At 60.6% G+C, this 25,602-nt stretch carries 31 protein-coding genes; 18 read left to right on the top strand and 13 right to left on the bottom strand.

From position 1 onward, the window contains the following. Positions 1–13 precede the first annotated feature (13 nt). From CCGE531_RS14250 to CCGE531_RS14240, 3 genes are all read right to left on the bottom strand, one after another. The gene (locus CCGE531_RS14250) at positions 14–1,372 is read right to left on the bottom strand and encodes an NAD(P)-dependent oxidoreductase (protein WP_120664751.1); all 1,359 of its coding nucleotides are present in this window, start codon (positions 1,370–1,372) and stop codon (positions 14–16) included. A gap of 541 nt (positions 1,373–1,913) precedes the next feature. Beyond that, a complete protein-coding gene (locus CCGE531_RS14245; protein ID WP_120664750.1) occupies positions 1,914–2,945 on the bottom strand; it encodes a sensor histidine kinase in 1,032 nt (343 codons plus the stop codon). Between the two features lie 147 nt (positions 2,946–3,092). Next, positions 3,093–3,887 carry a response regulator gene (locus CCGE531_RS14240; protein ID WP_120664749.1) on the bottom strand — a complete coding sequence of 265 codons (795 nt, stop codon included), beginning with the start codon at positions 3,885–3,887 and terminating at the stop codon, positions 3,093–3,095. Between the two features lie 259 nt (positions 3,888–4,146). On the opposite strand from CCGE531_RS14240, the gene CCGE531_RS14235 reads away from it, so the two are divergent. After that, entirely contained in the window at positions 4,147–4,353 is a 207-nt protein-coding gene (locus CCGE531_RS14235) for a NepR family anti-sigma factor (RefSeq protein WP_120664748.1), read from the top strand. A gap of 12 nt (positions 4,354–4,365) precedes the next feature. Continuing rightward, complete coding sequence (locus tag CCGE531_RS14230; protein WP_120664747.1) at positions 4,366–4,917, top strand: RNA polymerase sigma factor; 552 nt, start codon at positions 4,366–4,368, stop codon at positions 4,915–4,917. 137 nt (positions 4,918–5,054) lie between these two features. Here CCGE531_RS14230 and CCGE531_RS14225 read toward each other — a convergent pair whose 3' ends face one another. From CCGE531_RS14225 to CCGE531_RS14195, 7 genes are all read right to left on the bottom strand, one after another. Beyond that, positions 5,055–5,459: a hypothetical protein gene (locus CCGE531_RS14225; RefSeq protein ID WP_120664746.1), complete on the bottom strand. Its 405-nt coding sequence runs from the start codon at positions 5,457–5,459 to the stop codon at positions 5,055–5,057. Between the two features lie 9 nt (positions 5,460–5,468). Then, positions 5,469–5,819 (bottom strand): DUF883 family protein, encoded by a 351-nt coding sequence (locus CCGE531_RS14220; RefSeq protein WP_120666841.1) that lies wholly within the window; start codon positions 5,817–5,819, stop codon positions 5,469–5,471. A 171-nt stretch (positions 5,820–5,990) separates the two neighbouring features. After that, positions 5,991–6,782 carry a heme ABC transporter ATP-binding protein gene (locus tag CCGE531_RS14215; RefSeq protein WP_120664745.1) on the bottom strand — a complete coding sequence of 264 codons (792 nt, stop codon included), beginning with the start codon at positions 6,780–6,782 and terminating at the stop codon, positions 5,991–5,993. 7 nt (positions 6,783–6,789) lie between these two features. Beyond that, positions 6,790–7,863: an iron ABC transporter permease gene (locus tag CCGE531_RS14210; RefSeq protein ID WP_205586499.1), complete on the bottom strand. Its 1,074-nt coding sequence runs from the start codon at positions 7,861–7,863 to the stop codon at positions 6,790–6,792. 37 nt (positions 7,864–7,900) lie between these two features. Continuing rightward, on the bottom strand, positions 7,901–8,833 hold the full coding sequence (locus CCGE531_RS14205; RefSeq protein WP_120664743.1) for a hemin ABC transporter substrate-binding protein: 933 nt from the start codon (positions 8,831–8,833) through the stop codon (positions 7,901–7,903). A gap of 10 nt (positions 8,834–8,843) precedes the next feature. Then, positions 8,844–9,899 carry a ChuX/HutX family heme-like substrate-binding protein gene (locus CCGE531_RS14200; RefSeq protein WP_120664742.1) on the bottom strand — a complete coding sequence of 352 codons (1,056 nt, stop codon included), beginning with the start codon at positions 9,897–9,899 and terminating at the stop codon, positions 8,844–8,846. 9 nt (positions 9,900–9,908) lie between these two features. After that, complete coding sequence (locus CCGE531_RS14195; protein ID WP_120664741.1) at positions 9,909–10,082, bottom strand: hemin uptake protein HemP; 174 nt, start codon at positions 10,080–10,082, stop codon at positions 9,909–9,911. A gap of 192 nt (positions 10,083–10,274) precedes the next feature. On the opposite strand from CCGE531_RS14195, the gene CCGE531_RS14190 reads away from it, so the two are divergent. The 5 genes from CCGE531_RS14190 to CCGE531_RS14170 all read left to right on the top strand — a co-directional run bounded on the left by CCGE531_RS14190 (position 10,275) and on the right by CCGE531_RS14170 (position 13,136). Next, positions 10,275–10,733, top strand: a complete 459-nt coding sequence (locus CCGE531_RS14190) for a hypothetical protein (RefSeq protein WP_120666839.1) — start codon at positions 10,275–10,277, stop codon at positions 10,731–10,733. A gap of 4 nt (positions 10,734–10,737) precedes the next feature. Beyond that, entirely contained in the window at positions 10,738–11,994 is a 1,257-nt protein-coding gene (locus CCGE531_RS14185) for a TonB family protein (RefSeq protein WP_120664740.1), read from the top strand. Between the two features lie 135 nt (positions 11,995–12,129). Beyond that, a complete protein-coding gene (locus CCGE531_RS14180) occupies positions 12,130–12,528 on the top strand; it encodes a DUF2325 domain-containing protein (protein ID WP_120664739.1) in 399 nt (132 codons plus the stop codon). After that, positions 12,525–12,803 carry a hypothetical protein gene (locus CCGE531_RS14175; protein WP_120664738.1) on the top strand — a complete coding sequence of 93 codons (279 nt, stop codon included), beginning with the start codon at positions 12,525–12,527 and terminating at the stop codon, positions 12,801–12,803. The genes CCGE531_RS14180 and CCGE531_RS14175 overlap by 4 nt, the downstream gene beginning before the upstream one ends. Positions 12,804–12,821: 18 nt before the next feature. Then, the gene (locus CCGE531_RS14170; RefSeq protein WP_120664737.1) at positions 12,822–13,136 is read left to right on the top strand and encodes an antibiotic biosynthesis monooxygenase; all 315 of its coding nucleotides are present in this window, start codon (positions 12,822–12,824) and stop codon (positions 13,134–13,136) included. Positions 13,137–13,171: 35 nt separating this feature from the next. On the opposite strand, the gene CCGE531_RS14165 is transcribed toward CCGE531_RS14170, so the two are convergent. From CCGE531_RS14165 to CCGE531_RS14155, 3 genes are all read right to left on the bottom strand, one after another. Beyond that, on the bottom strand, positions 13,172–13,549 hold the full coding sequence (locus tag CCGE531_RS14165; protein WP_120664736.1) for a DUF423 domain-containing protein: 378 nt from the start codon (positions 13,547–13,549) through the stop codon (positions 13,172–13,174). A gap of 7 nt (positions 13,550–13,556) precedes the next feature. Further along, positions 13,557–13,946 carry a group II truncated hemoglobin gene (locus CCGE531_RS14160; protein ID WP_120664735.1) on the bottom strand — a complete coding sequence of 130 codons (390 nt, stop codon included), beginning with the start codon at positions 13,944–13,946 and terminating at the stop codon, positions 13,557–13,559. Between the two features lie 90 nt (positions 13,947–14,036). After that, positions 14,037–15,080, bottom strand: coding sequence for a substrate-binding domain-containing protein (locus CCGE531_RS14155; RefSeq protein WP_120664734.1), 1,044 nt, complete (start codon positions 15,078–15,080; stop codon positions 14,037–14,039). Between the two features lie 136 nt (positions 15,081–15,216). On the opposite strand from CCGE531_RS14155, the gene CCGE531_RS14150 reads away from it, so the two are divergent. From CCGE531_RS14150 to CCGE531_RS14100, 11 genes are all read left to right on the top strand, one after another. Continuing rightward, entirely contained in the window at positions 15,217–16,260 is a 1,044-nt protein-coding gene (locus CCGE531_RS14150) for a Gfo/Idh/MocA family oxidoreductase (RefSeq protein ID WP_120664733.1), read from the top strand. Between the two features lie 4 nt (positions 16,261–16,264). Continuing rightward, positions 16,265–17,158, top strand: a complete 894-nt coding sequence (locus CCGE531_RS14145; RefSeq protein ID WP_120664732.1) for a sugar phosphate isomerase/epimerase — start codon at positions 16,265–16,267, stop codon at positions 17,156–17,158. A 233-nt stretch (positions 17,159–17,391) separates the two neighbouring features. Continuing rightward, positions 17,392–18,660: an extracellular solute-binding protein gene (locus tag CCGE531_RS14140; protein WP_120664731.1), complete on the top strand. Its 1,269-nt coding sequence runs from the start codon at positions 17,392–17,394 to the stop codon at positions 18,658–18,660. Between the two features lie 71 nt (positions 18,661–18,731). Further along, positions 18,732–19,637 (top strand): sugar ABC transporter permease, encoded by a 906-nt coding sequence (locus CCGE531_RS14135; protein ID WP_120664730.1) that lies wholly within the window; start codon positions 18,732–18,734, stop codon positions 19,635–19,637. A 1-nt stretch (position 19,638) separates the two neighbouring features. Then, positions 19,639–20,514 (top strand): carbohydrate ABC transporter permease, encoded by an 876-nt coding sequence (locus CCGE531_RS14130; protein ID WP_120664729.1) that lies wholly within the window; start codon positions 19,639–19,641, stop codon positions 20,512–20,514. 89 nt (positions 20,515–20,603) lie between these two features. Beyond that, the gene (gene ugpC / locus CCGE531_RS14125; protein WP_120664728.1) at positions 20,604–21,692 is read left to right on the top strand and encodes a sn-glycerol-3-phosphate ABC transporter ATP-binding protein UgpC; all 1,089 of its coding nucleotides are present in this window, start codon (positions 20,604–20,606) and stop codon (positions 21,690–21,692) included. Between the two features lie 95 nt (positions 21,693–21,787). Beyond that, positions 21,788–22,351, top strand: coding sequence for a TetR/AcrR family transcriptional regulator (locus CCGE531_RS14120; RefSeq protein ID WP_120664727.1), 564 nt, complete (start codon positions 21,788–21,790; stop codon positions 22,349–22,351). A gap of 19 nt (positions 22,352–22,370) precedes the next feature. Further along, positions 22,371–22,712, top strand: coding sequence for an SMR family transporter (locus CCGE531_RS14115; RefSeq protein ID WP_120664726.1), 342 nt, complete (start codon positions 22,371–22,373; stop codon positions 22,710–22,712). A 165-nt stretch (positions 22,713–22,877) separates the two neighbouring features. Continuing rightward, complete coding sequence (locus CCGE531_RS14110; protein ID WP_120664725.1) at positions 22,878–23,663, top strand: ThuA domain-containing protein; 786 nt, start codon at positions 22,878–22,880, stop codon at positions 23,661–23,663. Between the two features lie 8 nt (positions 23,664–23,671). Beyond that, on the top strand, positions 23,672–24,715 hold the full coding sequence (locus CCGE531_RS14105) for a Gfo/Idh/MocA family oxidoreductase (protein WP_120664724.1): 1,044 nt from the start codon (positions 23,672–23,674) through the stop codon (positions 24,713–24,715). A 41-nt stretch (positions 24,716–24,756) separates the two neighbouring features. Beyond that, positions 24,757–25,584, top strand: coding sequence for a methyltransferase domain-containing protein (locus CCGE531_RS14100; protein WP_120664723.1), 828 nt, complete (start codon positions 24,757–24,759; stop codon positions 25,582–25,584). Positions 25,585–25,602: the final 18 nt, after the last annotated feature.

The following is a 25,602-nucleotide window of genomic DNA, read 5'->3' as shown; positions in this document are numbered from 1 at the left end:
ATCGATTCTCCTTTCAGGCGACTGCAGCGGCCGACTTGGCGGCAGCGAGCGCATGGTTGATGGATTCGGCCGCATCGCGGCCTTGGGCTACGGCCGAGACCGTCAGGTCGTCGCCGCCGAGCACGCAGTCGCCGCCGGCCCATACGCCTTCGATCGAGGTTCGGCCTTCGCCGTCGATGGCGATGCGGCCGGATTCCACGCGCAATGCACCCAGGCCTGATACCTCGAACGTCTGGCCGATCGCCTTGAAGATCTGATCGGCGGCAATGACGCCGACATCGCCGGTGCCGGTCAGCTTGCCGTCGCGCAGTTCTGTGTACTCAACCTCGATACCGGCGACCTTGCCGTCCTTGTCGAGGATCCGCTTCGGAGCGAGCCAGTGGCGGATCATGACACCCTTGGAGGCGGCCAAATCCTGCTCGAATTCCGAGGCGTTCATGTGTTCCTTGCCACGACGATAACAGATCGTCACCTCTTCGGCGCCGAGCAGCTTTGCTTGCACGGCCGCATCAATCGCGGTCATGCCGCCGCCGAGGACGACGACGCGGCGGCCGATGGCGATATCGGCCTTGTCGCCGGCCTGACGCAGTTCGGCGATGTAGGCGACCGCATCGGCGACGCCATCAAGCTCCTCGCCTTCGGCGCGCAGCGCGTTGACGCCGGCAAGGCCGAGGCCGAGGAAAACCGCGTCATATTGCTGGGAGAGGTCCGAGAGGCTGAAATCGCGGCCGAGCGCCTGGCCGTTCTTCACCTCGATGCCGCCGATGGCGAGCACGTAATCCACTTCCTTCTGGGCGAAGTCGTCGACCGCCTTGTAGGTGGCGATACCGTATTCGTTCAAGCCGCCGGCCTTTTCGCGGGCGTCGAAGATGGTGACATCATGACCCTTGACGGCGAGCCGGTGGGCACAAGCGAGCCCGGCCGGGCCGGCGCCGATGACGGCGACCTTCTTGCCGGTGGATTCGGCACGCGAATAGAACTGCTTGTCCTCGGCCATCGCCGCGTCGGTCGCATAGCGCTGCAGCCGGCCGATTTCGACCGGGCGCTCTTCGGCGGTGTTGCGCACGCAAGCCTGCTCGCAGAGCTGTTCGGTGGGACAGACGCGGGCGCACATGCCGCCCAGGATGTTCTGGTCGAAGATCGTCTTGGCCGAACCGATCGGGTTGCCCGTCGAGATTTGGCGGATGAACATCGGAATGTCGATGGAGGTGGGACAGGCCGTCATGCACGGCGCGTCGTAGCAGAAATAACAGCGGTCGGATGCGACCAGCGCCTCATGCTTGTTCAGGCGCGGGTGAAGATCGGAAAAGTTCGCATCATATTCGGCGGGCGTGAGCCTGCCTTTATGAATCCCAGTTTCCAGTCGTCCCATTGAAGTTCCCTCTTATAGTAAACGGCTAGTACTGGAACGGTAACTCAGGTTAAAAAATTTATCAAACGGTAAATTTTTGCCCTCACGCCGTCCGCCAAATACGCTCTGAGCCGTGCGGGAAAGCATGTGGCTCCGATCGATCTGGATCGCTCAACCCTATGCTTTTGTTGGCTTCTATTTGGCTGATGGGGAAAGAAAATCTGATGAAGTGGCCATCTCCCCGCGACGGCGGGACATCGACCGAAGCGCGACCCTCGCCGCTTTGGCGTTACGGGGAATATGAAGAATAGGTGAATTTTTTCGAGGCTGCATGGAACCAAGGGTCCGCAGCGTCGTTATGGGGGTATCCTGACGATGATCGCATCTCCTGATGCACGCCTAATAACATCTCAGGATTATACTCACGGTCCCCTCCCGATGAGTGCAAAGCAGCCAGTGCGCCGCCCTCGCACTGGCTGTTTTCCTTTGTCGACTGCAAATTTCAAAGTGTCGCAGCGTCTTTGGCGCGCCCTGAAAGAGGCGCGGCGCTGTAATCTGCGCCTCAGCGGCGTCTCAGGATCTCGTATTCAGTCTCGGGAATGGTAAGGCGATAGCCGATGCTGCCGTCCGTGACGGCGAAGTCGGCGCGGCCGTTCATCGAGGTCGGCACGACGCGCTCGAGTACGGTGCGGCTGAAGCTGTTATCTTCGAATTCATGATCGGAGGGCGTATAGAAGTGCTCGGACCAGGCTACCTCGATTGCTTTCCTGCCGTCGAGTTCGGCCTCCTTGCAATTCAGCGTGATGCTGGTGGCACCCGTCGAAATCGCGCCATGCGAGGCGGAGTTGACGATCAATTCATGCAGCGCCAGTCCCAGGTGCACGGCGGCATTGGGCGTCAGATGTGCATTGATGCCATAGATCGGCATCGGCACGCCGGCATCCGGCCAGTAGGGGGCGAACTGCTTTTCCGCGAGTTCGAACAGGTAAGCGCCGCGCCAGCTCGAATCCGTGATGAGGTCCTGCGAATTCGAGAGGGATTGCAGGCGACCGCGGAACTTGATGAGAAAATTGTCGACGGAAAGCGTGTGGCGTGCGGTCTGCGTGGCAATGCCCTGAATGATCGCCAGCAGGTTCTTGGAACGATGCGACAGTTCGCGCAGCAGCGATTTCAGAACCTTCTCGCGATGGCGGCTTTCGGTGATTTCGGAGATGACCGAGAGCACGCCCTGCGGCTTCCGTCCGCCGATGCGCTCCATCTTCAGCTCGTAGACGCGAACGCCATCGCCGCTTGCGATCTCAACCTCGGCGGTCGCGGACTTGCCGGTTTCGAGCACGCCTCGCTTCAGGCGCAAGAGATGCTCGCCATCCTTTTCACCGAATAGATGCGAGTCGTTGCCTCCCACGACAAGGGACGGCTGCAACTGGTCCGGCAGGTTGTCGGCAAAACGGATCGCTAGATTCACGTCCTGAAACAGGATCGACACGTTGGCGCTTGCAAGCGCCCGCTCCATCAGAGCGGCTTTGCCTTCCAAACTCAGAGGCGCGCCGGGTAACGGTTCAGACGTATTCACCGGCTTGCCTTTCACTCGCATTTTGAGAAGCCCGCCGATAGGGCATTCTCATTCCCAAGAACTTGAACCGACCTATAGAATCGCCCTGCATAACAGTCGGTAAACCGGCCGCTCTGAACGCCAACGCCCAGCCGTTATCTTTGTTCCGCCGCGGAGGGGGCACTTCGATCAGGCAGCCACCTTTGTGGTTTCGTTAAAGAAAAGGGCCTGGCTGATCAGGGCCTTCACCATGTCGGGGTTGAACGGCTTGGTTACGAGGAAGGTCGGCTCCGGCCGCTCGCCCGTCAGCAGCCGCTCCGGGAAGGCGGTGATGAAGATTACCGGTATGCTGGCGGTCTTGAGAATGTCGTTGACGGCGTCGATACCCGAACTGCCGTCCGCAAGCTGGATGTCGGCAAGCACCATGCTCGGCTTTGTCGCATTAAAGAGAGCGACGGCTTCGGCATGCGTGCGGGCAATGCCGGTGACGCGATGCCCGAGGCTTTCCACCATCTGCTCGATATCCATTGCGATCAGCGGTTCGTCCTCGATGATCATGATATCCGTCGCCACCTGGCGCGAGATTTCCTGGGAGGCCGTGTCGAGGAGATGCATGGCTTCGCTTTCCGAGAGGTCAAGGATATCGGCGATCTCACCGAGGCGGAAACTTTCAACGGAGGCAAGCAGGAACGCCTGGCGGGCAAGCGGAGACACCTTGGAAAGGTTCACCGAGGCACGCTGTTCCCAGGCAAAGGGCGACATTGGCTCAGGAATCTGAAGCGTCACGGAACCGAACAGCTTCGTGAACAGTTTATAGAGAGCGACACGGTCGCTGTCCGTGTCGGGAAAGATGGAGATATCAGCGATGATGGCTTCCAAAACCGCAGCAACATAGGCGTCCCCCGACGTCTGCGTTCCGGTCAAAGCACGTGAATAGCGCCGCAAATACGGAAGATGCGGCGCAATGCGTGTGGAAAGTGTCATCAACGGCTCCCGCCCTTTATCAAATTCTAATTAAATACAGCGCAGACGCTGCAATGACTAATAAACGTCAGTTGAGTAAAAAAGTTCCTCTTTGTCGGAACTTTTTTTAGGCAGTCGCATTACAATGCTTACAATCGGCAAGCCTCATCCTTTACGATTCGTTAGGCAACAGGTTTGAATGAGGTCAATCCGCCTCCTGAGGGAGGCAAAGGTGCGCTTATCCATGAACGCGAGACAATTGAGAAGCGAGCGGGCGATAATGACTATCCAAAATCACGAGGACGCAGACAAGAAGACATCAGACCTGCGCGCGGTAGATATCCTCGACCCCAACAATCAAATCGGCAACCGGCTGCGTTCGTTCTATGCGACCATGCAGGACGAAGCCATTCCCGATCGCTTTCTCGATCTGCTTGAGAAGCTCGATCAGGCCGAACGCCTGGCTTCCGCAAAGGTCTCCGAATAGGAGGTGGGCGTGATGGAAACGCAATCGAGCTTCAAGCGTGAACTCCTCGCGGCCCTTCCGAGCCTGCGTGCCTTCGCTATCTCCCTGACCGGCCGCCACGATCGAGCCGACGATCTTGTCCAGGACACGATCATGAAGGCGTGGGCCAAGCAGGATCATTTCGAGATGGGCACGAATATGAAAGCCTGGCTCTTCACCATTCTGCGAAACGAGCTCTACAGCCAGATGCGCAAGAGCGGCCGTGAGGTGCAGGACACTGACGGCGTGTTTACCGAATCCATGGCAACCCACCCCTCTCAATATGGGGCGGTCGACCTGCAGGATTTTCGGAAAGCGCTGGATCAGTTGCCGCCGGATCAGCGCGAAGCCATCATCCTGGTGGGTGCTTCCGGATTTTCCTATGAGGAAGCCGCCGAGATTTGCGGCTGCGCCGTTGGCACCATCAAGAGCCGCGTCAACCGCGCCCGCCAGCGCCTGCAGGAGCTGCTGGGTATTTCCGGCGAGGCGGATTTCGGTCCGGATGCCACGTCCGCGCCGCTGACCTCCAAGGCATTCGCCTTCTGATGGAAACCCGGTCTTTCGACCGGGTTTTCTTCCATTGAAATCATTTCACAAGGGGATTTGCGCCTCCGCTTGACGAAGCGGACGTATTACACCCGATTTCTCTTCGAACACCGTGGCAGGCTTTGAAGGCCGGCGGATCAATCGTCGTCGTCGCTCGTGGCGAAGAGGTTGCCAAATACGAGAGCCGCTGCAACGGCCGCGGTCAACAGCGGCTGCTTGCGCACGAGGCCGAGGACCGCCGCCGCCATCGACTCCATTGCCAGCCGCCGCTCGCGGGCCCGGCGCTGTTCCCGCTGGTTGATGATGGCCATGATGACAAGGACGATCAGCCCGAGCAGCAATGCGCCTGCCGCGATCAGCAGCGCCGAGACGGCCGCTCCGTAGATCGTCGCAAGCCAGATGGCGGCCGAGATCAAGGCGAAGGCATAGGCTGTCAGCAACAGGAGAACCGCGATGGCGATGAAAATACCGTTGCGCTTGGTCCGCGCAACGGTGCGGTTGAAGGTGCCCGACAGAAGCAGGCCAAGGATCGGAGCGATCATCCCGCCACCCTAGCGGCGAGACAGAAGCAGGGCGACGGCAAGGCCGAATGCAGCGGCCGCGCCAATGGTGGCGACGGGATGCTGACGCACGGTTCTGCGCATTTCGCGCGAGCCTATTGCATAGCCGCGCTGGAGATCCCGTAGCAGCTCCTCGCCACGAACCGTCAAATCATCGAAACCGGACTCGGCGCTGGTGCGCAATTTCCTGCTCTGCTTGGCGCCGCTCTCACTGATCAGCTTAGCGAAGGCTGCAACTTCCTCGCGCAGCGATTCGATCTGCTCTTCAATGCTTGCCTCGACATCCCGCAGGCTGCCGCCGTTGCGCTTGCCGCGCATCGAATGGAGAATGGATGTAGCCATGTTCAGCTCCCTTTCGCTTTGCTTGGGTGCCTTGGAGGACACCTTTCGTTCGCGATGATCGGAGATCCTTCGGCGGACCAAACGATCAAGCGTTCGAAACGTTGTTTTCGATCGCATGGTTTCAACGCGCGGATGCAACAAAAAGTTCCGGAATGCTCGATTGAAGCAGGGTCAGTCGATCAGCGCGCTGTGCGCGAGAACGAAGGGGACGCCGTCGGCGGGAATGCGGTTAACCCGCAGGTTGCAGCCGAAGACGTCCTGAAGATGACGGTCGGTCAGCACGTCTTTGACCGAGCCCTCGGCCTGCAGCCGGCCGTTCTTGAGCAGAAGCATCCGGTCGGCGAAGAGCGCAGTCAGGTTGAGATCGTGCATCACTGCGACGACGCCGCCGCCACGCCGGCAGAATTGCCGGGCAAGCGTCATGATGGTGAGCTGGTGACTGATATCGAGGCTGGAGACCGGCTCGTCGAGAAGCAACCAGCAGGGCTTGCCGTCGATGACGGGTTCCGGGATCTGGCAGAGCACGCGGGCAAGCTGCACGCGCTGCTGTTCGCCGCCGGAAAGCTCCTGGTAGAAGCGCCCTTCGAAGCCGCCAAGATCGACGGCGGCAAGGGCCTCCGCAGCCGTGCGGTCGGCCTGCTCCGGGTGACGGTTGCGCCCGCTGGTTAGGCCCATGCGAACGATTTCACGGACGGTGAAGGGAAAGGAGATGGAGCTTGCCTGCGGCAGGACACCCCGCATTTCGGCAAGCCGCCAGGCTTCCAGCTTGCCGATTTCGGCGCCGTTCATCTGCGCGGAGCCGTGATAGGCCAGTTCGCCGGAGATCGCTTTCATCGTGGTGGTCTTGCCGGAGCCGTTCGGGCCGCAGATCGCCGTCAGCGTTCCGGCCTCGGCCGTGAAGGACATATCCTGCACGACGGCCTTGCCGGAAAGCCGGACGCTGAGATTGGAGACATCGATCATCGCAGGCTCACAGGCTGAGCCGCGAGCGCTGTCGCAGCAGCATCCACAGGAAGAAGGGGCCGCCGACGCCGGCCGTCAGGATGCCGATCGGCAACTCAGCCGGGGAAACCATGGTGCGTGCCACCACATCGGCAACGATCAGCAATGCGCCGCCCAGCAGAGCGGACGCCGGCAGGAGGAAGCGGTGATCAGGTCCGATGACCATGCGCAGGATATGCGGCACCACGATGCCGACGAAGCCGATGCCGCCGCTGACGGCGACGGAGGCGCCGACCGCCGCCGCGACGCTGACCACGGCGATATTCTTCAGCCGCTGGACTGATATCCCCATGTGGAAGGCTGCCGCCTCGCCGAGCGTCAGCGCATTCAAGCCGCGCGCCATGAAGGGAAGCGGCAGCAGGGAAAGCAGGATGATGGGGCCGGCACCGCTGACCTTGCTCCAGGTCGAGCCCGCCAGCGATCCCATGCTCCAGAAGGTGAGGTCGCGCAATTGCCGGTCGTCGGCCATGTAGATGAGGATTCCGGTTGCCGCGAGAGCGAGCGAACCGAGCGCAATGCCCGCAAGCAGCATGGTCGCGATGGATGTCTGCCCCTGCCGGGTTGCGACCTTGTAGAGCAGCATGGTCGTCACCAGGCCACCGATGAAAGCCGCAATGGGCAGGGCGAAGATGCCGAGAAAATGCGCGACCGGAGCAAGCACGCCACCGCCAAGGACGATCATGGACACGGCGCCGAGGCTGGAGCCGGCGGATACGCCGATCAGACCCGGATCGGCCAAGGGGTTGCGGAAGAGGCCCTGCATGACCGCCCCCGATACCGCCAGTCCGCCGCCGATCAGGAAGCCGAGAATGGCGCGCGGCAGGCGGATGTCGAAAATGACGATGCGGTCGCGATTGCTGAGTGCGCTTTCCGTACCGCCGCCCAGCATGCCAGCGATCACGTCGATGACCGAAGCATTCGAGGCGCCTGTCGTGATGGAGAAGAGAAATGCGGCTGCCGAAACCAGAACGAGACCGGCGATGACGAGGACCGCAAGCGCGGTGCGATCTCCCTCGCGACGGCGTGCCGTGTTTTGCGACATCTGCTTCAATCCCGCCATGGCATCGTTGAATGCCACGTCAGCCTCCGTAGATCGCGGCGTTCAGCTCGCGAATGGCGCTCGCGGTGCGCGGTCCGAAGCCGAGCAGATGCAGGCCGTCCATGCGCACGATCGCCTTGTGGCTGGCGGCCGGCGTGAGCGAAATCGCCGGCTGCTTGAGAAGGTCCTCGTTCGATATCGACAGCGGGCCTTCGCGATCCATGATGAGGATGACGTCGGGCTTGGCTTCGATGATCGCTTCATCGGTCACCGACTTGTAGCCGGAAAAGCCGCTGATCGCATTGACGGCGCCTGTGAGCTTGATGATGCCATCGGCAGCCGTGTTGCTGCCCGATGCGAGGATCTTGCCATTCTGGTTGCTGAGCACGAAGAGCACCCGCTTGCGCTCGGCCTCCGGACGCTTGGCGGAATCGGCGATCGCCGCATCGAGATCGGCTCCGACCTTGACTTCCAGTGCCTTCGCCTTTTCCGGCACGCCGAGCAGCGCGCCGACGATCTCTATCTTCTTCAGAATGCCGTCGCGGTCATAGTGCTGCGGCACGGTTTCGAAGGGCAGGCTGGCGTTGCGCAGCACGGCCAGTGCTTCCGGCGGGCCGGAACCCTCGACGGCGATGATGGCGGTCGGATTGACGGCCAGGATGCCTTCCGGAGACAAGGCGCGCATATAGCCGACATCGGGAAGCTTGGTTGCTTCCTTCGGATAGAGGCTCGTGGAGTCGCGGGCGATGAGCCGCTTTTCCTCACCGAGCGCATAGACGATCTCGGTGACATCGCCGCCGATGGAAACGAGGCGTGAGGTATCCAGCTTGGACGTTTCGGCGGCATGCGCATGGCGCACGAGGCTGCCGAAGCCGGCGACCGGATTGACCGGCAGGAGCGGTAACGCCATCACCACCATGGTCAGGGTGACTTCCCATGGCCTGATGCGCTTGAAGTTCCTAAACATCGTCATGAACCATCCCTCATGCGGCGACACTGGTGCCGGCTCTTGTCAGGCTTTCGATGATGGCGCGCCAATCGGGGCGCTCGTCGAAGCCTTCCTTCCGCTTGCCGAAGAACTGGATGATCATTTCGCCCTTGGCATTATAGGCTTCGAGCGAGGTGACATGGCCGTCCTTGGTCGGCTTGCGCACGGCCCAGGCCTCGGCGATGTGATCCATCCGCAGATGCAGATGGAAGGTCGGATCCATGACATTGATCCACGGACCCATGGTCTGCACATTGTGGATCGGGCCGGAGTGGATCTGCACCGTGCCCTCATTGGCGACGAAGCACATGATCGGCAGTCCCTCGCGCACGCAGGCGTGCATCATCTCGGCGACCGCACCGGCATCGAGCTTCCATGCATAATCGTCGCCGACGGTGCGGATCGCATCCTGGCGGCCGATCTTCAGCTTCTTCAGCATGCCGAAAAATTCGTGCGTGTCCGTCATGCGGCTCCAATGGTCGCGCAATTCGTCACGGCTGACGTCGCCATCCGTCGCGCCATTGTCATAGCCCGAGCGATCTTCGGCGAATTCCTGCGACTGGTCTTCGATGCGCAGTTCCGCGACCATGGCGTGATAAGCTTCAATATTCGAGTCGGGGCGCAGATGCACCTTGTGGACGGCATCGCCGGCCTTGTCGAAGAACTGCAGGCTCAGTTTTTTCTGATCGCCATCGGTCTTGGTGACGGCAAAGCCATGCACCCAGCGCTTCGGGAAGATGCGCAGGTCGATATTCTCGCCCAGCACGATGGCCGCCTGCACGCCGAACTTCATATTTTCATAGACGCCGATCTTCTCGTGCACGGCGCTTTCATTGCGTGACAGCGCCATGATCTCGCCGACCGAGGCAATCCGCTCCAGAAAGCGATCGACATTTGCATCGATACGGATGGCCGAAATGCCGACTTCGGCCGCAACCAGGGCAGCTTCGGAAATATCCAGGCGGGCAGCGATGTCACGCTCGCGCATCTTCGGGTTTTCGGCGCGGAAGGCGCGGATTTCGGCGGGGGTCGGTCGGGTCGTCTCAGTCATCTGTCATGCCTATTTGTTGAGTATGAGTTTGCCTTGGCGCGTAATCTTCATGCGGTAGATAACGCCCTGGTGCTTGATCATGATTTCCGTCTGGCCACGGAAAATATCCGCGCTCTCGACAATTCTTATCTGCGGTGCGGCCGTGCATTCCAGCGGCGGCGTTGGGGTCTTCTCAGCAATCATCCTGTTTAGTTTTGCCTGAAAATTCATCGGTGGCCGAACCCTTGTCCGGCCAAATTTAACTTGACTCTCATAGTCATGGTTTCATAAAGACGCAATAGGAGACTGACAAAGTCAAGTTTAAAAATTCGACGCTACACGCCAAGGCCGCCGGCCGGGAAGGTACGCGTCAAAACCTATTCAGGAGGCATGCCGATGCTGACGAAAACGATCCTGGCGCTGGCTATCTCGGGGTTGTTTGCCACGGCATCCTCTCTTCCCGCCTTCGCCCAGGATGCGAATGCGGCAGCGGCACCCAGCTCGGCAGTTGCTCACAAGCTCGACGTCGAGCTCAACGCGCTGGCGCCTTCGCAGAAGGGGTGCATGATGACCTTCGTCGCCGAAAACGACATGGCGACGCCGATCAACAAGATTTCCTTCGAACTCGCCTTTTTCAACGACAAGAACGCGGTCGACCGTGTCACCGTTCTCGACTTCCGCGACCTGCCGCTCGGCAAGAAGCGAGTGCGGCAATTCGACATGCCAGGCGTGAAGTGCGAGACCGTATCGCGCATCATCATCAATGATACGCCGGTATGCGACGGCCCCGCAGCCGGCGAATGTAAGGCGGCGCTGACGACTCGTTCGCAGACATCAGTTCCGTTCGAGGGTTGACGCCATGGCGATGCGCTCGGCGAAGGTTTCCATGGAGCGCCGCCGTTCAGGCGGTGGCATGAATGACAACTATCCGAGCGTGCTGCCGGGCCACGAGCTGACCGGCCTCGACGGCGCGCCGCGACCGCCGGCCGGCGAAGCGGTCGCGCATTACAGCCGATTTACCGAGATCAGTTCTTTTCCGGATCACCCAGGTGAAGCCGCGCCTGCCGAGACGGCGGAACACCTGCCGATGGACGCGCTGCCCGAAAGGCCGCGTGAGCTCGTTGCTGGGCGCAAGACATCGCTTCTTTTCTCCGGCATGGGGTCCTGCCTGTTCCATGCCGTGATCGTTGCGGTGTTGCTGGTGACCTTCGTCGCGGCGCCGGAAGAGGCGCAGGAGGAGGCGGGCGATACGGTCAGCGTTATCATGATCGGCAATTCCGATACGGATCAGATGGCTGCCGGCGAGGAGATGCCGCAGACCGAACCTGAACAGGTGATGGCCGAGGCCGTGCAGCCGCAGACGGTTCAGCCGACCGAGGTAACGCCGGAAGAGACTCAGCCACTGCGGCCGGATGTCGTTCAGCCACAGGAAGCCGAGACACAGCAGGCGCAAAGTGCCGAACCCGTCGCGCCTGTCGAGCAGGCTCAACCCACGACAGTCGTGCCGGAGCAGCCGCAGATATTGGCGACGCAGGCACCGGCCGAGACGACGGTCATTCAGCCGGCCGAACCGGTGCAGCCCATGGAGGCCGAGGTCGCCGAAGCCCAGCCAATCGAGCCGCCCGCGGCAGCAGTAACGCCCGTGGAAAAGCCGAGGCCAGTCGAGAAGCCGAAGGAAGTCAAGAAGCCTGCCGCAAAGGTCGTCAAGGCAAAGTCGGGGTCACGAGGGGAGGGCCGGGAGGATACCAAGCGAGGGTCCGCCGAGGGTACCGAGACGGCGCAGGCGGACACCAATTCGCAAGCGAACGCCCGACATACGGGCTCGGGTGATGCCGCCGTCGCGAATTATAAAGGTAAAATACAATCCCGTATTCGGCGCTACGTACAGCGCGTGTCCTCCAAATATGAGAAGGGCCTGACGCTTGTCGTAAACTTGTTGATTGGTTCCGGTGGCGAGCTCCGGTCCCTTTCCCTGACACGCAGCTCCGGAGACTCCGCGTTGGATCAAGCCGTGATGGAGCAGATCCGGAATGCGGCGCCATTTCCGCCGCTGCCTTCGGAGTGGGGTAGGCCGACCTGGCCGTTCATGCAGGCGGTTCAGGTCGGGGGACGCTAGTCCTCGGGCCAGTGGCGCAATAAAATATGATGAAAATTATCAACTTTATACTTTACTGCAAAAATCAAGTTTAATATGGTCGCCTCGCGCTCAATGGAATCGAGCGCGTAAGAGCAACCAGCAAACGGGTGATGCATGGCGCGTAAGGGGAAGAGGGATTCTGGCCGCGAGAGCCGTGAGACGCAGACGACGGCGCAGGCTTCCGGAAAATCCACTCTTGATGGGCGCAGCTTCCTCTATGTGGGCGGTCGCGATTGCCAGGTGGCGCATCTGCGCCAGATCGCCAGCAGCTTCGGCGCGGAGCTGATCCATCATGATGGCGGCCTGCGCGAGGCGGTATCCCGCATCGATACCGTGCTGCCGTCGGTTGACTGTGTCTTCTGCCCGATCGATTGCATCAGCCATGATGCCTGCCTGCGGGTAAAGACAGGCTGCAAGAAATTCGGCAAGGCGTTCATTCCCTTGCGCAATGGCAGCAAGTCCAGCCTCGAGCGGGCGCTGCATACCATGAACGAACGAGATGCTTCCCGATGATCGATAATGGCCCTGACCGGTTTGTGCTGATCGGCTTGCACAAGCTGGCCGCACGGAATGGCGACGGGCTTGTGCCCGAACTCTATGAATTGCTGATGCGCCGCGCCGAAGAGCAGCAGCGTGCCGCCAATATTGCCTCCTTCCCGTCCTCGAAGGCGCGGCGGCCGGGAGAGGCGCCGGATCAGCCGCTGGACGAGACGAGCCGTAACGGCGCGAATGTCGTTGCCTTTGCACCTGACGTGGATAAGACTGTCGCCCGTCGCAAGAAGGTCTGATCGTCGAACGAGGTTGCCATGTATATTGCCATGAACCGCTTCAAGGTCGTCATCGGTTTGGAGGGCGAATTCGAAGAGGTGTGGAGAGGGCGCGATTCCCGGCTATCGGAAGTGCCCGGTTTTCTTGAGTTCCGTCTCCTGCGCGGCAAGGCGGATATCGAAGAGGGCTATACGCTGTTTTCCTCGCACACCATCTGGCATAGCGAAGAAGATTTCATCAACTGGACGAAATCCGAACATTTTCGCACGGCGCATCGTAGCGCTGGCGATAACAAGCGCCTCTATTGGGGCCCGCCGCAATTCGAGGGCTTCGCTGTCGTTCCGGGGATTTGAGGCAGAGCCGCCTGTCCCCGTAAGGCAGCTTTCTCTCAGGCCTTGGTCGCACCGGTTCTGAAAAAGGCGCCGATTGCTACCGCCGCCCAGCCGGCGATCATGCCCATCCCGCCCGTCGGAGCGGCCATCGGAAAGAGCGAGCCGCCGCCGAAATGCCTGATGACGAGATCGCCGGCGAAGATCAGTGTTCCCAATCCCAGCAGAATAGCGGCGGCCGGCGCTGTGCGGATGCGATCATATCCCGCATAGAGCGCCAGGAGGGCAGGGGCGTGGGCGAGGCTCATGGTCGAGGCGGCGCCGAGGAAATGCGTGTCGCCGCCATGAGTGGCGGCTGCGGCAAGCGCGACGCCGCCACCGCCGAGGAGACCGGCGACAAACAGGGTGGCCGGACGGATTACGGCGCCAATGCTCATGTTTTCCTCATTCCCTGTTCTGCATGTGGAAGGCCAGACGCTCGACCGGCTCCCAGATAACGGCCCGCAGCTTTTCGTTTTCGATGGTTTCATCCATGGCGCGGCGGAAGCACAGCAGCCATTCGTCGCGTTCTTTCGGGCCGATGGCGGCGACAAAATGCCGGCTGCGCAGGCGGGGATGGCCACGCTTCTCGATATAGAGCTGCGGACCGCCGAGATAGCCGGTCAGGTATTCGTAGAATTTCTCCTGCGAGCCTGCGAGGCTCGGCGGATGCACGGCGCGGCAATTGGCTGCCTCGGGCAGCGTATCCATCAATTCGTAGAAGCGCGAAGTCAGTGCCCGCACCGTGCGGTCGCCACCGATCGCGTCGTAAAGTGTGATGATTTCTTCGCTCAAGCGCCAGGCCCCTGTTTGCGATGTCCTACATGGCAATTGACGGGCGCGGCCGCAACCGTCGAAGCGACCGGTGCGGCGTTTCGGCGCTGCCTATTTTGTCGTCGTCAGCTGGAAAGCATCGCTTTCCCCGGGAATGAGCTCGAGCGGCCAGACAGTCTGGCGCGTCTTCCTGGGGTATTCCTGGCTGTAGGCGGGCATGCTGGAAAGCAGGATCTCCGCCAGCTCGACGCCGAGGTCGTGCACTGACGTCCGAAAACAGGTCAACGCCGGTTGCAGGAACTTGGCGCGGGGCGCCTCGCGGAAGCTGACGACGGCAATGTCACGCCCCGGGATGATACCGGCTTCCATCACGCGTCGATAGAAGCCGATCGCCATCAATTCGTAGATCAGGATCACGGCCGTCGGCCTGTCTTCGAGGTGCAACAGCTCGTCGGCGACCTGATAGCCGCCCTGTTCGCTGGATTTGGCGCGAATGACCACGGCCGGATCATAGGCGATGCCGTGCCGCTCCAGCGCCCGGCGATAGCCCTCCACGAAGACGAAGCCGAGATTGATGTCGCTGGAGGGGGCGCTGATGGCGATGCGGCGATGCCCATGCGCCACGAGCCGGTCGACGGCGCAATTGACGACGCCGTCGAAATCGAGGTCGGCCCAGGGATGCTGCGCGCCCGAAAGGCTGCGGCCGAGCGCTGCAAACGGGATCTTCGCCTTGGCGAGCAGGTCGAAGCGCTTGTCGACGCGCTGCGTCTCCGAAATGATGAGGGCGTCGACGACGCGTCTTGCGACCATGCGCTTCAGATATTCATACGGATCTTCGTCATGCGGGCAGGGCAGCATGATCAGATCGAGCTTGTGGCGCGAGAATACGCTCTGCAGCCCCCCGGTCACCGTCAGAAAGAAATTGTCGCTGTTTTCAACCGTTTCCCGACTGGACTGGATCATCAGGCCGATGACGTTCGTCGTGCCTTGCCGCAGGCTGCGTCCTGATTGATTGGCCACGTAACCCAGCTGCTCGGCAGCGGCGAGAACGCGCTTGCGGGTCTCCTCGTTGACATCAGGCTTGCCGTTCAACGCGCGTGATACTGTGCCGATCGAGATATCGAGATGCTCGGCAAGCTGACGAATTCCCTTCATCGGCCGCGGTTTTCCCCCATGCGCCATTTTCCATTGTCCTCCTCTATTGACACAGGAAAATCTTTTCGCATAGTATCGTAAACGTTTACGGAGCGCGTGTCATGAGGAGTTTCCGCACCGCCCGCTGGAGGACATCGTGAAATTTAATGCCATTTTGTGCGGGTGCGGAGCTATGTCCAAAGGCTGGCTCAGGGCCATCGCCTCGACGCCGGCGCTTGCCGAATCCATTCAGATCGTCGGTCTGGTCGATCTCAATCGCGCCACAGCTGAAAGCCTTGCAAAAGAATTTTCTCTCGACCGTGCCGTCATCGGTTCGGATCTCGCCGAAGTCATCGCGGCGACCAAGGCGGATCTGGTCTTCGACGTCGTCATCCCGGCCGCCCGTTTCGGCGTGGTTTCGACGGCACTGAAGGCCGGCTGCCATGTCTTGAGCGAAAAGCCGATGGCGACGTCGCTGGCCGAAGGTGCCGCGCTTGTCGACCTGGCCGCCGAGGCCGGCAAGGTCCATGCCATCATCCAGAACCGCCGTTTCATCTCCGGCATCCGTCGTATGCGACGCTTGGTGGAAGAGGGGGCGATCGGCGAGCTCACGGGCGTTCATTGCGATTTCTTCCTCGGTCCGCATTTCGGCGGCTTCCGCGAGGAGATGGACAACGTGTTGCTGCTCGACATGGCGATCCACACCTTTGATGCCGCCCGTTTCGTATCCGGCAAGGTGCCGCTCTCGGTCTACTGCGTCGAAAAGAACCCTGTTGGGTCCTGGTACAAGCATGGCGCATCGGCGCATGCGCTGTTCGATTTTTCCGACGACGTCGTTTTCAGCTATCGCGGCTCCTGGTGCGCCGAGGGCCGGCGCACGAGCTGGGAAAGCCAATGGCGGCTCACCGGCAGCAAAGGCATGCTGACCTGGGACGGCGAGGAGAATTTCGAGGCAGGCGTTGCCGGCGACGAGCCGGGCCTGCTGCATGGCTTCACCCCGATCGAGGTTCCCGGACCGAAGCACGAGGAAGAGACGCACGGCCATGCCAGCGTCATTGCCTCCTTCATCGAAGCGATCAAAACCGGCAAGCCGCCCGAGACCGCAAGCGGTGACAACATTCGCAGCCTCGCCATGGTTCTCGGCGCTATCGAGAGCGCCAAGACGGGCCGGCGCGTCGATATTTCATCACAAGGACAGTGACATCATGACAAATCCGGCAAAGGCCATCCGCATCGGCACGATGATCAAGGCGACGAACGAGGATGCCGCCAAGGGCATCGCCAAGATCGCCGATCTGGGCTTCGAAAGCTTCGAGCCGTTTTTCTGGCAGACCACCAACGGCCAGAACCTTGCCGATCTCGGCAAGCGCTGCCGCGATGCCATCGGCGACCGCGACATCGCGATCTCGACCGTCGGCATGTTCGGCAATCCGCTCGAAGAGCGCGAGATGGACCTGCAGACGCTGCAGGGCTGGAAGGACTGCATCGACAATGCCCATCATTTCGGCGCGACCTGCGTTGCCGGCTTCACCGGCCGTATCCGCGACAAGCCGCTCACCGACAGCCTGCCGCGCTACAAGCAGGTCTGGAGCGAGCTTGCCAAGCGTGCCGCCGACAAGGGCATCAAGATCGCCTTCGAAAATTGCGCCATGGATGGCAACTGGGCGACCGGCGACTGGAACATCGCGCATAACCCGGATGCCTGGGAGCTGATGTTCAACGAGACCCCGGACGACAATGTCGGCTTGGAATGGGAGCCGTGCCATCAGATGGTCTATCTGATCGAGCCGCTGCCGCAGATCCGCAAATGGGCGAGCAAGATCTTCCACGTTCACGGCAAGGATGCAACGATCCGCTGGGACGTCATCAAGGAACACGGCATTTTCGGCAAGGAGAAGTTCGTCTTCATGCGCACGCCGGGCTTCGGCGACAGCAACTGGACCGACATCATCTCCGAGCTGCGCCTTGCCGGCTGGTCCGGTTCCATCGACATCGAAGGCTGGCATGATCCGGTCTATCGCGACGCGCTCGAAATGACTGGCCAGGTTCACGGCCTGAACTATCTCAAGAGAAGCCGGGGAGGCGAATTCGTCGAGTAACGCATGATTTGCAGAACTGCATCGATTTAGGGGGCAAGTTGTGCGTTAATGAGATGCCCGGAGCGGCAGACGCTTCGGGCAGGACGGGTGCCTAACGGAGGAACCGCCGAGCGTCCGCCTCCTGTCCCATGTGACAGGCGAGCGCTTGGTGCAGCGAAGAGAAAACGCCGATGGCAGCGCGGGCCATGTCGTCGGGGAGATACCGTCACGGTTCGCATGGTGGAGGAGCATATATGAATATTTTTTCGAAGCTGGCGATCACAGCCGGCATGTCGCTTCTGTTGGCTGCCGGTGTGGCGCAAGCCCAGAGCAAGACATTTAACGTCTGGTGGTTCGAGTTGCCCGACACGCCTCAGGCCAAGGCCTGGACCAAGGCTCTTGAAACGCTCAAGGCCAAGCATCCGGATATCACCATCAATTTCGAACAGAAGACCTTCGAACAATTGCAGAAGGCAGGCAGCCTTATCCTCAACTCGGATCAGGCTCCGGACCTTCTCGAATACAACAAGGGCAATGCTACGGCCGGCCTGGTCGCTTCTCAGGGCCTGTTGACGCCGCTTGACGACCAATTCAAGTCGCGCGGCTGGGACAAGATCCTCAACGAAACCAACACTCAGCTCAGCAAATACGACGCCAACGGCATTTATGGTTCGGGCCAGATGATCGGTATTCCGACCTATGCCGAATTCGTCTCGGTCTTCTACAATATAGACATGTTCAAGGCCAACGGCGTGAAAGTGCCGACCACGCTGGAGGAATTCGAAGCCGCTCTCGACACCTTCAAGAAGAAGGGCATTACGCCGCTTGCCTATGGCACGGTGGATTCCAACGCGCAGCACCTGCTTTACACGCTGGCCCTGACGCAGGCCGACGACACCTGGGTCAAGAACTATCAGGGCCTCAAGGCGCCGCTCGACACCAAGCCCTTCCTGTTTGCTGCTCAGAAGATCGTCGACTGGGTGAGCAAGGGCTACATCTCCAAGGATTCGACCGGCCTTAAGGGCACGGGCGGTGCCGATAACCTCTTCTCGTCCGGCACGTCTCCGATGTTTGTCAGCGGCACCTGGAACAATGGCAATTTCGCCGGCTCGATCAAGAACTTCAAATGGAGCCAGTTCGTCTTCCCGACGTCGAAATACAGCACCGGTTCGACCGGCAACCTGTTCATGGTGCCGAAGAGCGCCAAGAACAAGGATCTCGCCTACGAATTCATCGATCTGGTGCTGAACAAGGAGAACCAGAATCTGGACGCCAATCTCGGCGGCGTCGCCATCGCCGCCGATCCGGCCGTGATCACCGACGAGGTCGGCAAGCGCAATGTCGAGCTCTTCAACCAGATTTCCGGCAAGGGCGGCCTCGGCTTCTATCCGGATTGGCCGGTGCCGGGCTACTACGAGCTGCTGATCCAGGCGACGACAGGCCTGGTGAACGGTTCGACCACGCCTGACCAGTTCGTGGTACGCCTGAAGAAGGCCTACGACGACGTGCAGGCAGCGCAGTAACACCATCGGCGACAATCACAACGGCGAGACGGCTCCAATGTCGCCTCGCCGTATCGGACTGGAGGATTTCGATGGATAAGTCGAAGAACGCCGGCAAGGCGGGGTATTATCTCTATATGATCCCCGGAATGCTGGGCTTTGTTCTCATCGTGCTCATTCCGCTGATCGCCAATTTCGCAATCAGCTTCACGACATGGAAGGGCGGCGTCATTCCGCCGCGCTATGTCGGCCTGGAAAACTATCAAAGATTGCTTCAGGATACCCTCTTTTGGGGTTCGATCCAGCATACGTTGCTGTTCATCATTTCGATGACCATCGTGCCCATTCTGCTGGGATTGCTGCTTGCGGCGGTGCTTTTCGACTATATCAGCGCGCAATTCAGCGAGAGATGGTCGAGCTTCTTTCGCGCGGGCTTCTATCTGCCGCAGATCCTGCCGCTGACCGCCGCCGGCGTTCTCTGGGCATGGATCCTCAATCCGATCGGCATCATCAATGCGGTGCTGAAAGCGATCGGGCTCGATTTCCTCGCCAAGAACTGGCTGGGGGATGCAAGCTATGCGCTTTGGGCGGTTTCAGCCGTCATCGTCTGGGTACAGGTCGGCTACTGCCTTGTGGTCTTCATGTCCGGGCTGGCGCGCGTGGACCCCTCGCTCTATGAGGCTGCCGAGCTCGACAATGCAAGCTGGTTCGGGCGCTTCCGTTCCATAACGATCCCGATGCTCATGCCCGAAATCTTCGTGGTTGCGCTCACGACGCTGATCGCGGCGCTCAAGGTCTTTGCGCCGATCTACGTCCTGACCTCAGGCGGGCCGGACAATGCGACGACGGTTCCGTCCTATCTGTCCTACTATCACTTCTTCACGACGAACCGCGTCGGCTACGCCGCGGCAATCGCGACATTGCAGACGGCCGTGACCATCATACTCGGCGTCGTTTTCCTGCGCATGCAATCGAAGCAAACCGAGGGAGGTCATTGATATGACGGCCACGTCTTCGCTTTCCGCCCAGGCTGTTTCGGTGCACCATGGCCACAAGAAAGGGATAGGCCGATGGGTCGTCCTGGCCATCCTGCTGGTTTTCCTTGCAGGTACGCTCTTTCCGTTCTTCCTGGCCGCAGTCAATGCCATCAAGACGCCTTCCGATTATGCCGCCAACGGTCCGCTCGCCTTTCCGCAGAGCTTTGATCTGACGGCGCTCAAGAACTTCTGGGCGACCGTCGATTTCCCGCGCAAGCTCTTCAACAGTATTCTCATCAGCGGATGCACGGCCATTCTGGCCGTCGTGCTCAGCCTGCTCAACGCCTATGCCATCGGTATCGGCCGGGTGCGTGGTGGGCAGGCGCTGCTCGTGGTGCTGCTGATTGCGATCATGGCGCCGCAAGAGGCGCTGGTCTATCCGCTCTACTACATGGCCAAGCAGGTGGGCCTGTTCGACTCGATGCTTTCGGTGATCCTGATCATCGGCGTCTTGCATACCGCTTTCGGCACCTATCTGCTCTCCTCGGTAATGTCGACATTTCCGCGCGAGATCATCGAGGCGGCGCAGATCGACAATGCGAGCCGCTGGCAGATCCTCTGGATGGTGATTGTGCCGGTCCTGCGGCCGACGCTTGCGGTTCTCGCAACCTTCTTCTTCATCTGGACCTGGAACGAGTTCCTGATCCCGTTGGTGTTCCTGGTTTCCAACAATAACCAGACGGTTTCCGTCGCCATGGGCGTGCTGTCGGGAGCCAATACGCAGGAGCCGACGGCGATTGCGGCGGCCTCGCTGCTCGGCGTCATGCCGACGGTGATCTTCTTCCTTATTTTCCAGCGGACCCTCACGCGCGGCGTCGCGGTAGGTGCCGTCAAATAACCAATGCGGAAGCCCCGTTCCGACTGTCGTCGGGCGGAGCGCGATGAATGGCAAGTCCGACGAATTCGATTTTCCGCGGGAGGCGTAAAGTGGCAGGAATCAACATCAAGTCCCTCACCAAGCATTTCGGTGCCGTGCAGGTTCTCAACGACATCGATCTGACGATCGAGCGAGGCGAGTTCGTCGTCTTCCTCGGCGGCTCGGGCTGCGGAAAGTCGACATTGCTGCGCATGATCGCGGGACTGGAGTCGATCACCGGCGGCGAAATCTGGATCGCCGGGCGGCGCGTCGACCAGCTGCCGCCGGGCGAGCGCGGCGTATCGATGGTCTTCCAATCCTATGCGCTCTATCCTCACATGACCGTTCGCGACAACATGTCCTTCGGCCTGCGCAACATCAAAACGCCGAAGGCCGAGATCAACAGGCGCATCGAAGAGGCTGCGAAGATCCTTGAAATGCCGCATCTTCTGGATCGCAAGCCCTCGGCACTATCAGGCGGCCAGCGCCAGCGTGTCGCGATCGGGCGCGCCATCGTGCGCGAGCCCGATGTCTTCCTGTTCGACGAGCCGCTTTCCAATCTCGATGCCGGCCTGCGCACGCGCACGCGCGTCGAACTGGCGCAGCTGCATGAGCGGCTGGGTGCGACGATGGTGTTCGTCACCCACGACCAGGTAGAGGCGATGACGCTCGCCGACCGTATCGTCCTGCTCAACAACAAGAAGATCGAGCAGGTGGCCTCACCCGTCGAGATCTATACGCGCCCCGCGACGCGCTACGTCGCTCAGTTCGTCGGGTCGCCGGGCATGAACTTCATCAACATAGCCGATGTCGGCGAGGCGGGCGGGCTGGCGACGGCAACGCTGCCTGATGGATCGGTCATCAAGACGGCGATAGCGCTCAACGGCCTCTCGAATTCCGGGCTGACGCTCGGCATCCGTCCGGAGCATCTGGTCGTCACGGCGGCGGAAAAGGGCGATATCGGCGGGCAGGTCGAGACCGTGGAGCGTCTGGGCGACCGTTCCCTCGTTCACGTCAGGCTTAAGGACGGTTCGAAGATCATCGGCACCGATCCCGGCATGACGACCATCGCGACCGGCTCGCCGATCGCCTTCACCATCGATGCAGCAAAGGTGAGCATCTTCGACGAGAAGGATGCGGCCCATCATTCCGTAAACTGAGGAGGGAGCAACACGAAGAGCAGCCACAACCGATAAGCTCAGAGGCAATCAATTAGGTCGTTGACGAAACCGTCCAACTGGTATGTTATGTCGCCATGTCCACTGCGCATCATAGGAAGAAGCAGCCTTTGTTCGTCCGCCAGCAATTGCTGGACGTGGCGGCGCGGCTTGCTTCCGAAAAGGGGATGACGGCGGTGACGCTGGATGCCGTTTCCGGCGCGTCCGGCGTCAGCAAGGGCGGTTTGCTGCATCATTTTCCCAGCAAGAACATGCTTCTGGAAGCGTTGTTCGAGAGCCTGCTGGAACGGCTGGACGCGGCAATCGAGGAAGCGATGCGCGCCGATCCGCTGCCGCATGGCCGCTTTACCCGCGGTTACCTGCATGCCTGCCTGGCGCTGCGCGATCAGCCCGAGGGTACGAAGGACTGGGCGCAGGTGACGATGGTGCTGCTTACCGAGCCGCAATTGCGGCAGCGGTGGTACGCATGGGTGCGCGAGCGCAGCGAGGAATATGTCGGCACGGACTCCTCGGTGGACGCGGCAATCGTCAGGCTGGCGACCGATGGGATCTGGCTTGCCGACCTGCTCGGCAGCCACGACATGGACGAAAGCGCCCGGCTAAGGCTGGTCGACCGCTTGATCGAGCTGACGCAGCTCTAATCTTATCGGAGAAAATGGAATGGCGAACGCATCGGTCTATGCAATGCTGCTGGTTGCGATCGTGCTGGAGGTGATCGGCACGACGGCGTTGCAGCTGTCGCAGCAGTTTACCCGCCTCGGCCCGACGGTGGTTCTGGTGGTCTGCTATGTCGCAGCCTTCTATTGCCTTTCGATAACGTTGCGGGTCATTCCGGTAGGCATCGCCTACGCCATCTGGAGCGCGCTCGGCATCGTGCTGATCTCCGTGGTGGGACTGGTGCTTTTCCGCCAGAAACTCGACCTTGCCGCCATCATTGGCCTGGGGTTGATCATTGCCGGCGTGCTCGTCGTCAATCTCTTTTCAAAATCCGTGTCGCACTGAAAACACAGGTGTTGTCTATGGTTGGTTTTGTCTTTGTCAAATTCGCGGGGACGTTTTATCTCTTGCCCCGAGTAGGCTGATGGAGGCCTGATGTTCGGCGTTTTCCCAAAGCGCTTTGGATTGCATAAGCCTATTCAATTTCAATGGTATAAGAGGAGTGCCGTAATGACTATTCGTGCCGTCGTTTGGGGCGAGAACATTCATGAGCAGACAAACAAGGTCGTCGCCGAGATCTATCCGGAGGGCATGCACAACACCATCGCCAAGGCGCTGAATGTGGATGCCGGTATCGAAGCGACCACTGCAACTTTGCAGGAGCCGGAGCATGGTCTCAGCGAAGCCCGTCTGAAGGATACCGACGTCCTGTTGTGGTGGGGCCACAAGGATCATGGCGCCGTCAAGGACGAGGTCGTCGAGCGTGTCGCCAAGCGCGTATGGGAAGGCATGGGCCTGATCGTCCTGCATTCCGGCCATTTCTCGAAAGTCTTCAAGCGCCTCATGGGTACGCCCTGCGCGCTGAAATGGCGCGAAGCCGGTGAACGGGAGCGTCTCTGGGTCATTAATCCGCGCCATCCGATCGCGGCCGGCCTTGGCGAGCATTTCGAGCTTGAGAACGAGGAAATGTACGGCGAACAGTTCTCCGTTCCGGAGCCGCTGGAAACCGTATTCATCTCCTGGTTCCAGGGCGGCGAAGTCTTCCGTTCGGGCATGACCTGGCGCCGTGGTGCCGGCAACATCTTCTATTTCCGCCCGGGCCATGAAACCTATCCGACCTATCACAACGGCACCGTTCAGAAGGTTCTGATCAATTCCGTGAAATGGGCCCACAATCCGCTCGGCACCCAGGCCAGCATCCATGACGCGCCGAACGTGCCGGTCGAAAAGGCATTGGAGCCGATCGTCGAGCGCGGCCCGAAATTGCACCAGACCGGCGAAGCCGGTTATCGCTGAGGTATCACATGCGTCTCATAGTAGTTGGCACGGGCGGCATGGCGAAAAACCATGTGGAGCATTTCGCCCGCATTCCCGGCGTCGAAGTCGTCGGCGCCGTCGATACGGATGCGACAAGGCTCACCGCCTTTTGCGATGTGTTCGATATCAAGAATCGCTTCTCGTCGCTCGACGAGGCGCTTGCCTGGGGTGAGTTCGATGCGGTGACCAATGTGACGCCGGACAAGGCCCACCATCCGACGACCCTGCCGCTGCTTGCCGCCGGCAAGCATGTTCTCTGCGAGAAGCCGCTCGCGGAGAATTATGAAAAGGCACTCGAAATGACGGAAGCCGCCGAAAGGGCGGGGGTCGTCAACATGGTCAACCTGACCTATCGCAATGTCGCGCAGCTGCAGAAGGCGCGCGAGATGGTGATCTCGGGCGAGATCGGCACCGTCAAGCATGTCGAGGCGTCCTATCTGCAGAGCTGGCTCGTCTCCAAGGCCTGGGGCGACTGGCGCAGCGAATCCAAATGGCTTTGGCGCCTGTCGACCGGACACGGTTCGAACGGCGTTCTCGGCGATATCGGCATTCATATCCTCGATTTCGCCGCCTATGGCGCCGCAACGGATATCGACCACGTCTTCGCGCGCCTGAAGACCTTCGAAAAGGCGCCCGGGGAACGTATCGGCGAATATACCCTGGACGCGAACGACAGTTTCTCGATGTCGGTCGATTTCGCCAATGGCGCTCTCGGTGTCGTGCATGCGAGCCGCTGGGCGACGGGACATCTGAACGAGCTGAAGCTGCGCATCTACGGCGAACGTGGCGGCCTCGAAGTGTCCCACAGCCCGAACGGTTCCGAACTGCGCGGCTGCCTTGGCGATGACACCGAAACGGCGACGTGGAGGGTACTCGAGGTGCCGCCGGTCTTGACTAACTACCAACGCTTCGCCGAAGCTGTCATGACCGGCAGCAGCCAGGACCCTAGCTTCCGCCACGCGGCCAACTTGCAGCGCGTTCTGGATCTTGCCATGGTGACCGAAGTCGAGCGGCGCGAACTGAAGGTCTGATATCATAAGCAACCTTCAGGCAAGGCCTTGGGAGTGCAAAGATGTCTACCGAGGAAAAAGTTGCCAGCCACTACACGCACGGATCGCTGGAAACGGCGATCCTGCAAACCCTTGCGGCTGACGGCAAGGACATTGAAAACCTGCGCATTCGCGATCTGGCCGATGTCGATGAATTCCACCTGGGGCGGCATGCGGCGACGGTGGATTTCGCAAGGGATCTCGATCTTGCCGCCGGCCTGCGGCTTGCCGATATCGGATCGGGGCTCGGCGGGCCCGCCCGCCATTTTGCCGATGCCTATGGATGCATCGTGTCGGGCATCGATCTCACCGAAGAATTCGTTCAGGTCGCCAATTCGCTGACGGCCCGCTGCGGCCTTGGGGATCTGGTTTCCTTCCGGCAGGGCAGCGCTTTGGCGCTTCCTTTCGAGAGCGGCAGCGTCGACCGGACGACGCTCATCCATGTTGGAATGAACATCGAGGACAAGGCGAGGCTGTTTTCCGAGATCAGACGCATTCTCAAGCCGGGCGGCCGTTTCGGGCTTTATGAGATCATGCAGATGCGGGAGGGAGCGCTGCCCTATCCGATGCCGTGGGCGATGGAGCCGGAGACAAGTTTCGTCTGCAGCCCCGACGTCTATCGTCATCTGCTTGACGAAGCCGGCTTCAAGGTGGAGCTGGAGCAGGATCGCAGTGCTCTTGCAATCCGGCTGGCACATGAAGCGCGCGCCAAGGCTGCGGCGGGCGAGGCGCGAGACCAGGGTGTCCGTACGCTGATGGGCCCGCGAGCTGGCGAGCGCATGAGCAACGTCAACCTGTCGGTCGAGGGCGGCCTGCTCGCGCCGATCGAGATGATCGCCAAAGCCATTTGAGGCCATTGCGCCAGATGC

It is taken from the genome of Rhizobium sp. CCGE531 (genome assembly GCF_003627795.1).
Lineage (GTDB): Bacteria > Pseudomonadota > Alphaproteobacteria > Rhizobiales > Rhizobiaceae > Rhizobium.
Note: the sequence above shows the minus strand (reverse complement) of the source record. Positions and strands in the feature narration are given on the sequence as shown.

Excerpts from the sequence above, each read along its gene's own strand:
- CCGE531_RS14250 (WP_120664751.1), bottom strand. The coding sequence starts at position 1,372 with ATGGGACGACTGGAAACTGGGATTCATAAAGGCAGGCTCACGCCCGCC.
- CCGE531_RS14245 (WP_120664750.1), bottom strand. The coding sequence starts at position 2,945 with ATGCGAGTGAAAGGCAAGCCGGTGAATACGTCTGAACCGTTACCCGGC.
- CCGE531_RS14240 (WP_120664749.1), bottom strand. The coding sequence starts at position 3,887 with ATGACACTTTCCACACGCATTGCGCCGCATCTTCCGTATTTGCGGCGC.
- CCGE531_RS14235 (WP_120664748.1), top strand. The coding sequence starts at position 4,147 with ATGACTATCCAAAATCACGAGGACGCAGACAAGAAGACATCAGACCTG.
- CCGE531_RS14230 (WP_120664747.1), top strand. The coding sequence starts at position 4,366 with ATGGAAACGCAATCGAGCTTCAAGCGTGAACTCCTCGCGGCCCTTCCG.
- CCGE531_RS14225 (WP_120664746.1), bottom strand. The coding sequence starts at position 5,459 with ATGATCGCTCCGATCCTTGGCCTGCTTCTGTCGGGCACCTTCAACCGC.
- CCGE531_RS14220 (WP_120666841.1), bottom strand. The coding sequence starts at position 5,819 with ATGGCTACATCCATTCTCCATTCGATGCGCGGCAAGCGCAACGGCGGC.
- CCGE531_RS14215 (WP_120664745.1), bottom strand. The coding sequence starts at position 6,782 with ATGATCGATGTCTCCAATCTCAGCGTCCGGCTTTCCGGCAAGGCCGTC.
- CCGE531_RS14210 (WP_205586499.1), bottom strand. The coding sequence starts at position 7,863 with ATGTCGCAAAACACGGCACGCCGTCGCGAGGGAGATCGCACCGCGCTT.
- CCGE531_RS14205 (WP_120664743.1), bottom strand. The coding sequence starts at position 8,833 with ATGACGATGTTTAGGAACTTCAAGCGCATCAGGCCATGGGAAGTCACC.
- CCGE531_RS14200 (WP_120664742.1), bottom strand. The coding sequence starts at position 9,899 with ATGACTGAGACGACCCGACCGACCCCCGCCGAAATCCGCGCCTTCCGC.
- CCGE531_RS14195 (WP_120664741.1), bottom strand. The coding sequence starts at position 10,082 with ATGATTGCTGAGAAGACCCCAACGCCGCCGCTGGAATGCACGGCCGCA.
- CCGE531_RS14190 (WP_120666839.1), top strand. The coding sequence starts at position 10,275 with ATGCTGACGAAAACGATCCTGGCGCTGGCTATCTCGGGGTTGTTTGCC.
- CCGE531_RS14185 (WP_120664740.1), top strand. The coding sequence starts at position 10,738 with ATGGCGATGCGCTCGGCGAAGGTTTCCATGGAGCGCCGCCGTTCAGGC.
- CCGE531_RS14180 (WP_120664739.1), top strand. The coding sequence starts at position 12,130 with ATGGCGCGTAAGGGGAAGAGGGATTCTGGCCGCGAGAGCCGTGAGACG.
- CCGE531_RS14175 (WP_120664738.1), top strand. The coding sequence starts at position 12,525 with ATGATCGATAATGGCCCTGACCGGTTTGTGCTGATCGGCTTGCACAAG.
- CCGE531_RS14170 (WP_120664737.1), top strand. The coding sequence starts at position 12,822 with ATGTATATTGCCATGAACCGCTTCAAGGTCGTCATCGGTTTGGAGGGC.
- CCGE531_RS14165 (WP_120664736.1), bottom strand. The coding sequence starts at position 13,549 with ATGAGCATTGGCGCCGTAATCCGTCCGGCCACCCTGTTTGTCGCCGGT.
- CCGE531_RS14155 (WP_120664734.1), bottom strand. The coding sequence starts at position 15,080 with ATGAAGGGAATTCGTCAGCTTGCCGAGCATCTCGATATCTCGATCGGC.
- CCGE531_RS14145 (WP_120664732.1), top strand. The coding sequence starts at position 16,265 with ATGACAAATCCGGCAAAGGCCATCCGCATCGGCACGATGATCAAGGCG.
- CCGE531_RS14140 (WP_120664731.1), top strand. The coding sequence starts at position 17,392 with ATGAATATTTTTTCGAAGCTGGCGATCACAGCCGGCATGTCGCTTCTG.
- CCGE531_RS14135 (WP_120664730.1), top strand. The coding sequence starts at position 18,732 with ATGGATAAGTCGAAGAACGCCGGCAAGGCGGGGTATTATCTCTATATG.
- CCGE531_RS14130 (WP_120664729.1), top strand. The coding sequence starts at position 19,639 with ATGACGGCCACGTCTTCGCTTTCCGCCCAGGCTGTTTCGGTGCACCAT.
- CCGE531_RS14120 (WP_120664727.1), top strand. The coding sequence starts at position 21,788 with ATGTCCACTGCGCATCATAGGAAGAAGCAGCCTTTGTTCGTCCGCCAG.
- CCGE531_RS14115 (WP_120664726.1), top strand. The coding sequence starts at position 22,371 with ATGGCGAACGCATCGGTCTATGCAATGCTGCTGGTTGCGATCGTGCTG.
- CCGE531_RS14110 (WP_120664725.1), top strand. The coding sequence starts at position 22,878 with ATGACTATTCGTGCCGTCGTTTGGGGCGAGAACATTCATGAGCAGACA.
- CCGE531_RS14105 (WP_120664724.1), top strand. The coding sequence starts at position 23,672 with ATGCGTCTCATAGTAGTTGGCACGGGCGGCATGGCGAAAAACCATGTG.
- CCGE531_RS14100 (WP_120664723.1), top strand. The coding sequence starts at position 24,757 with ATGTCTACCGAGGAAAAAGTTGCCAGCCACTACACGCACGGATCGCTG.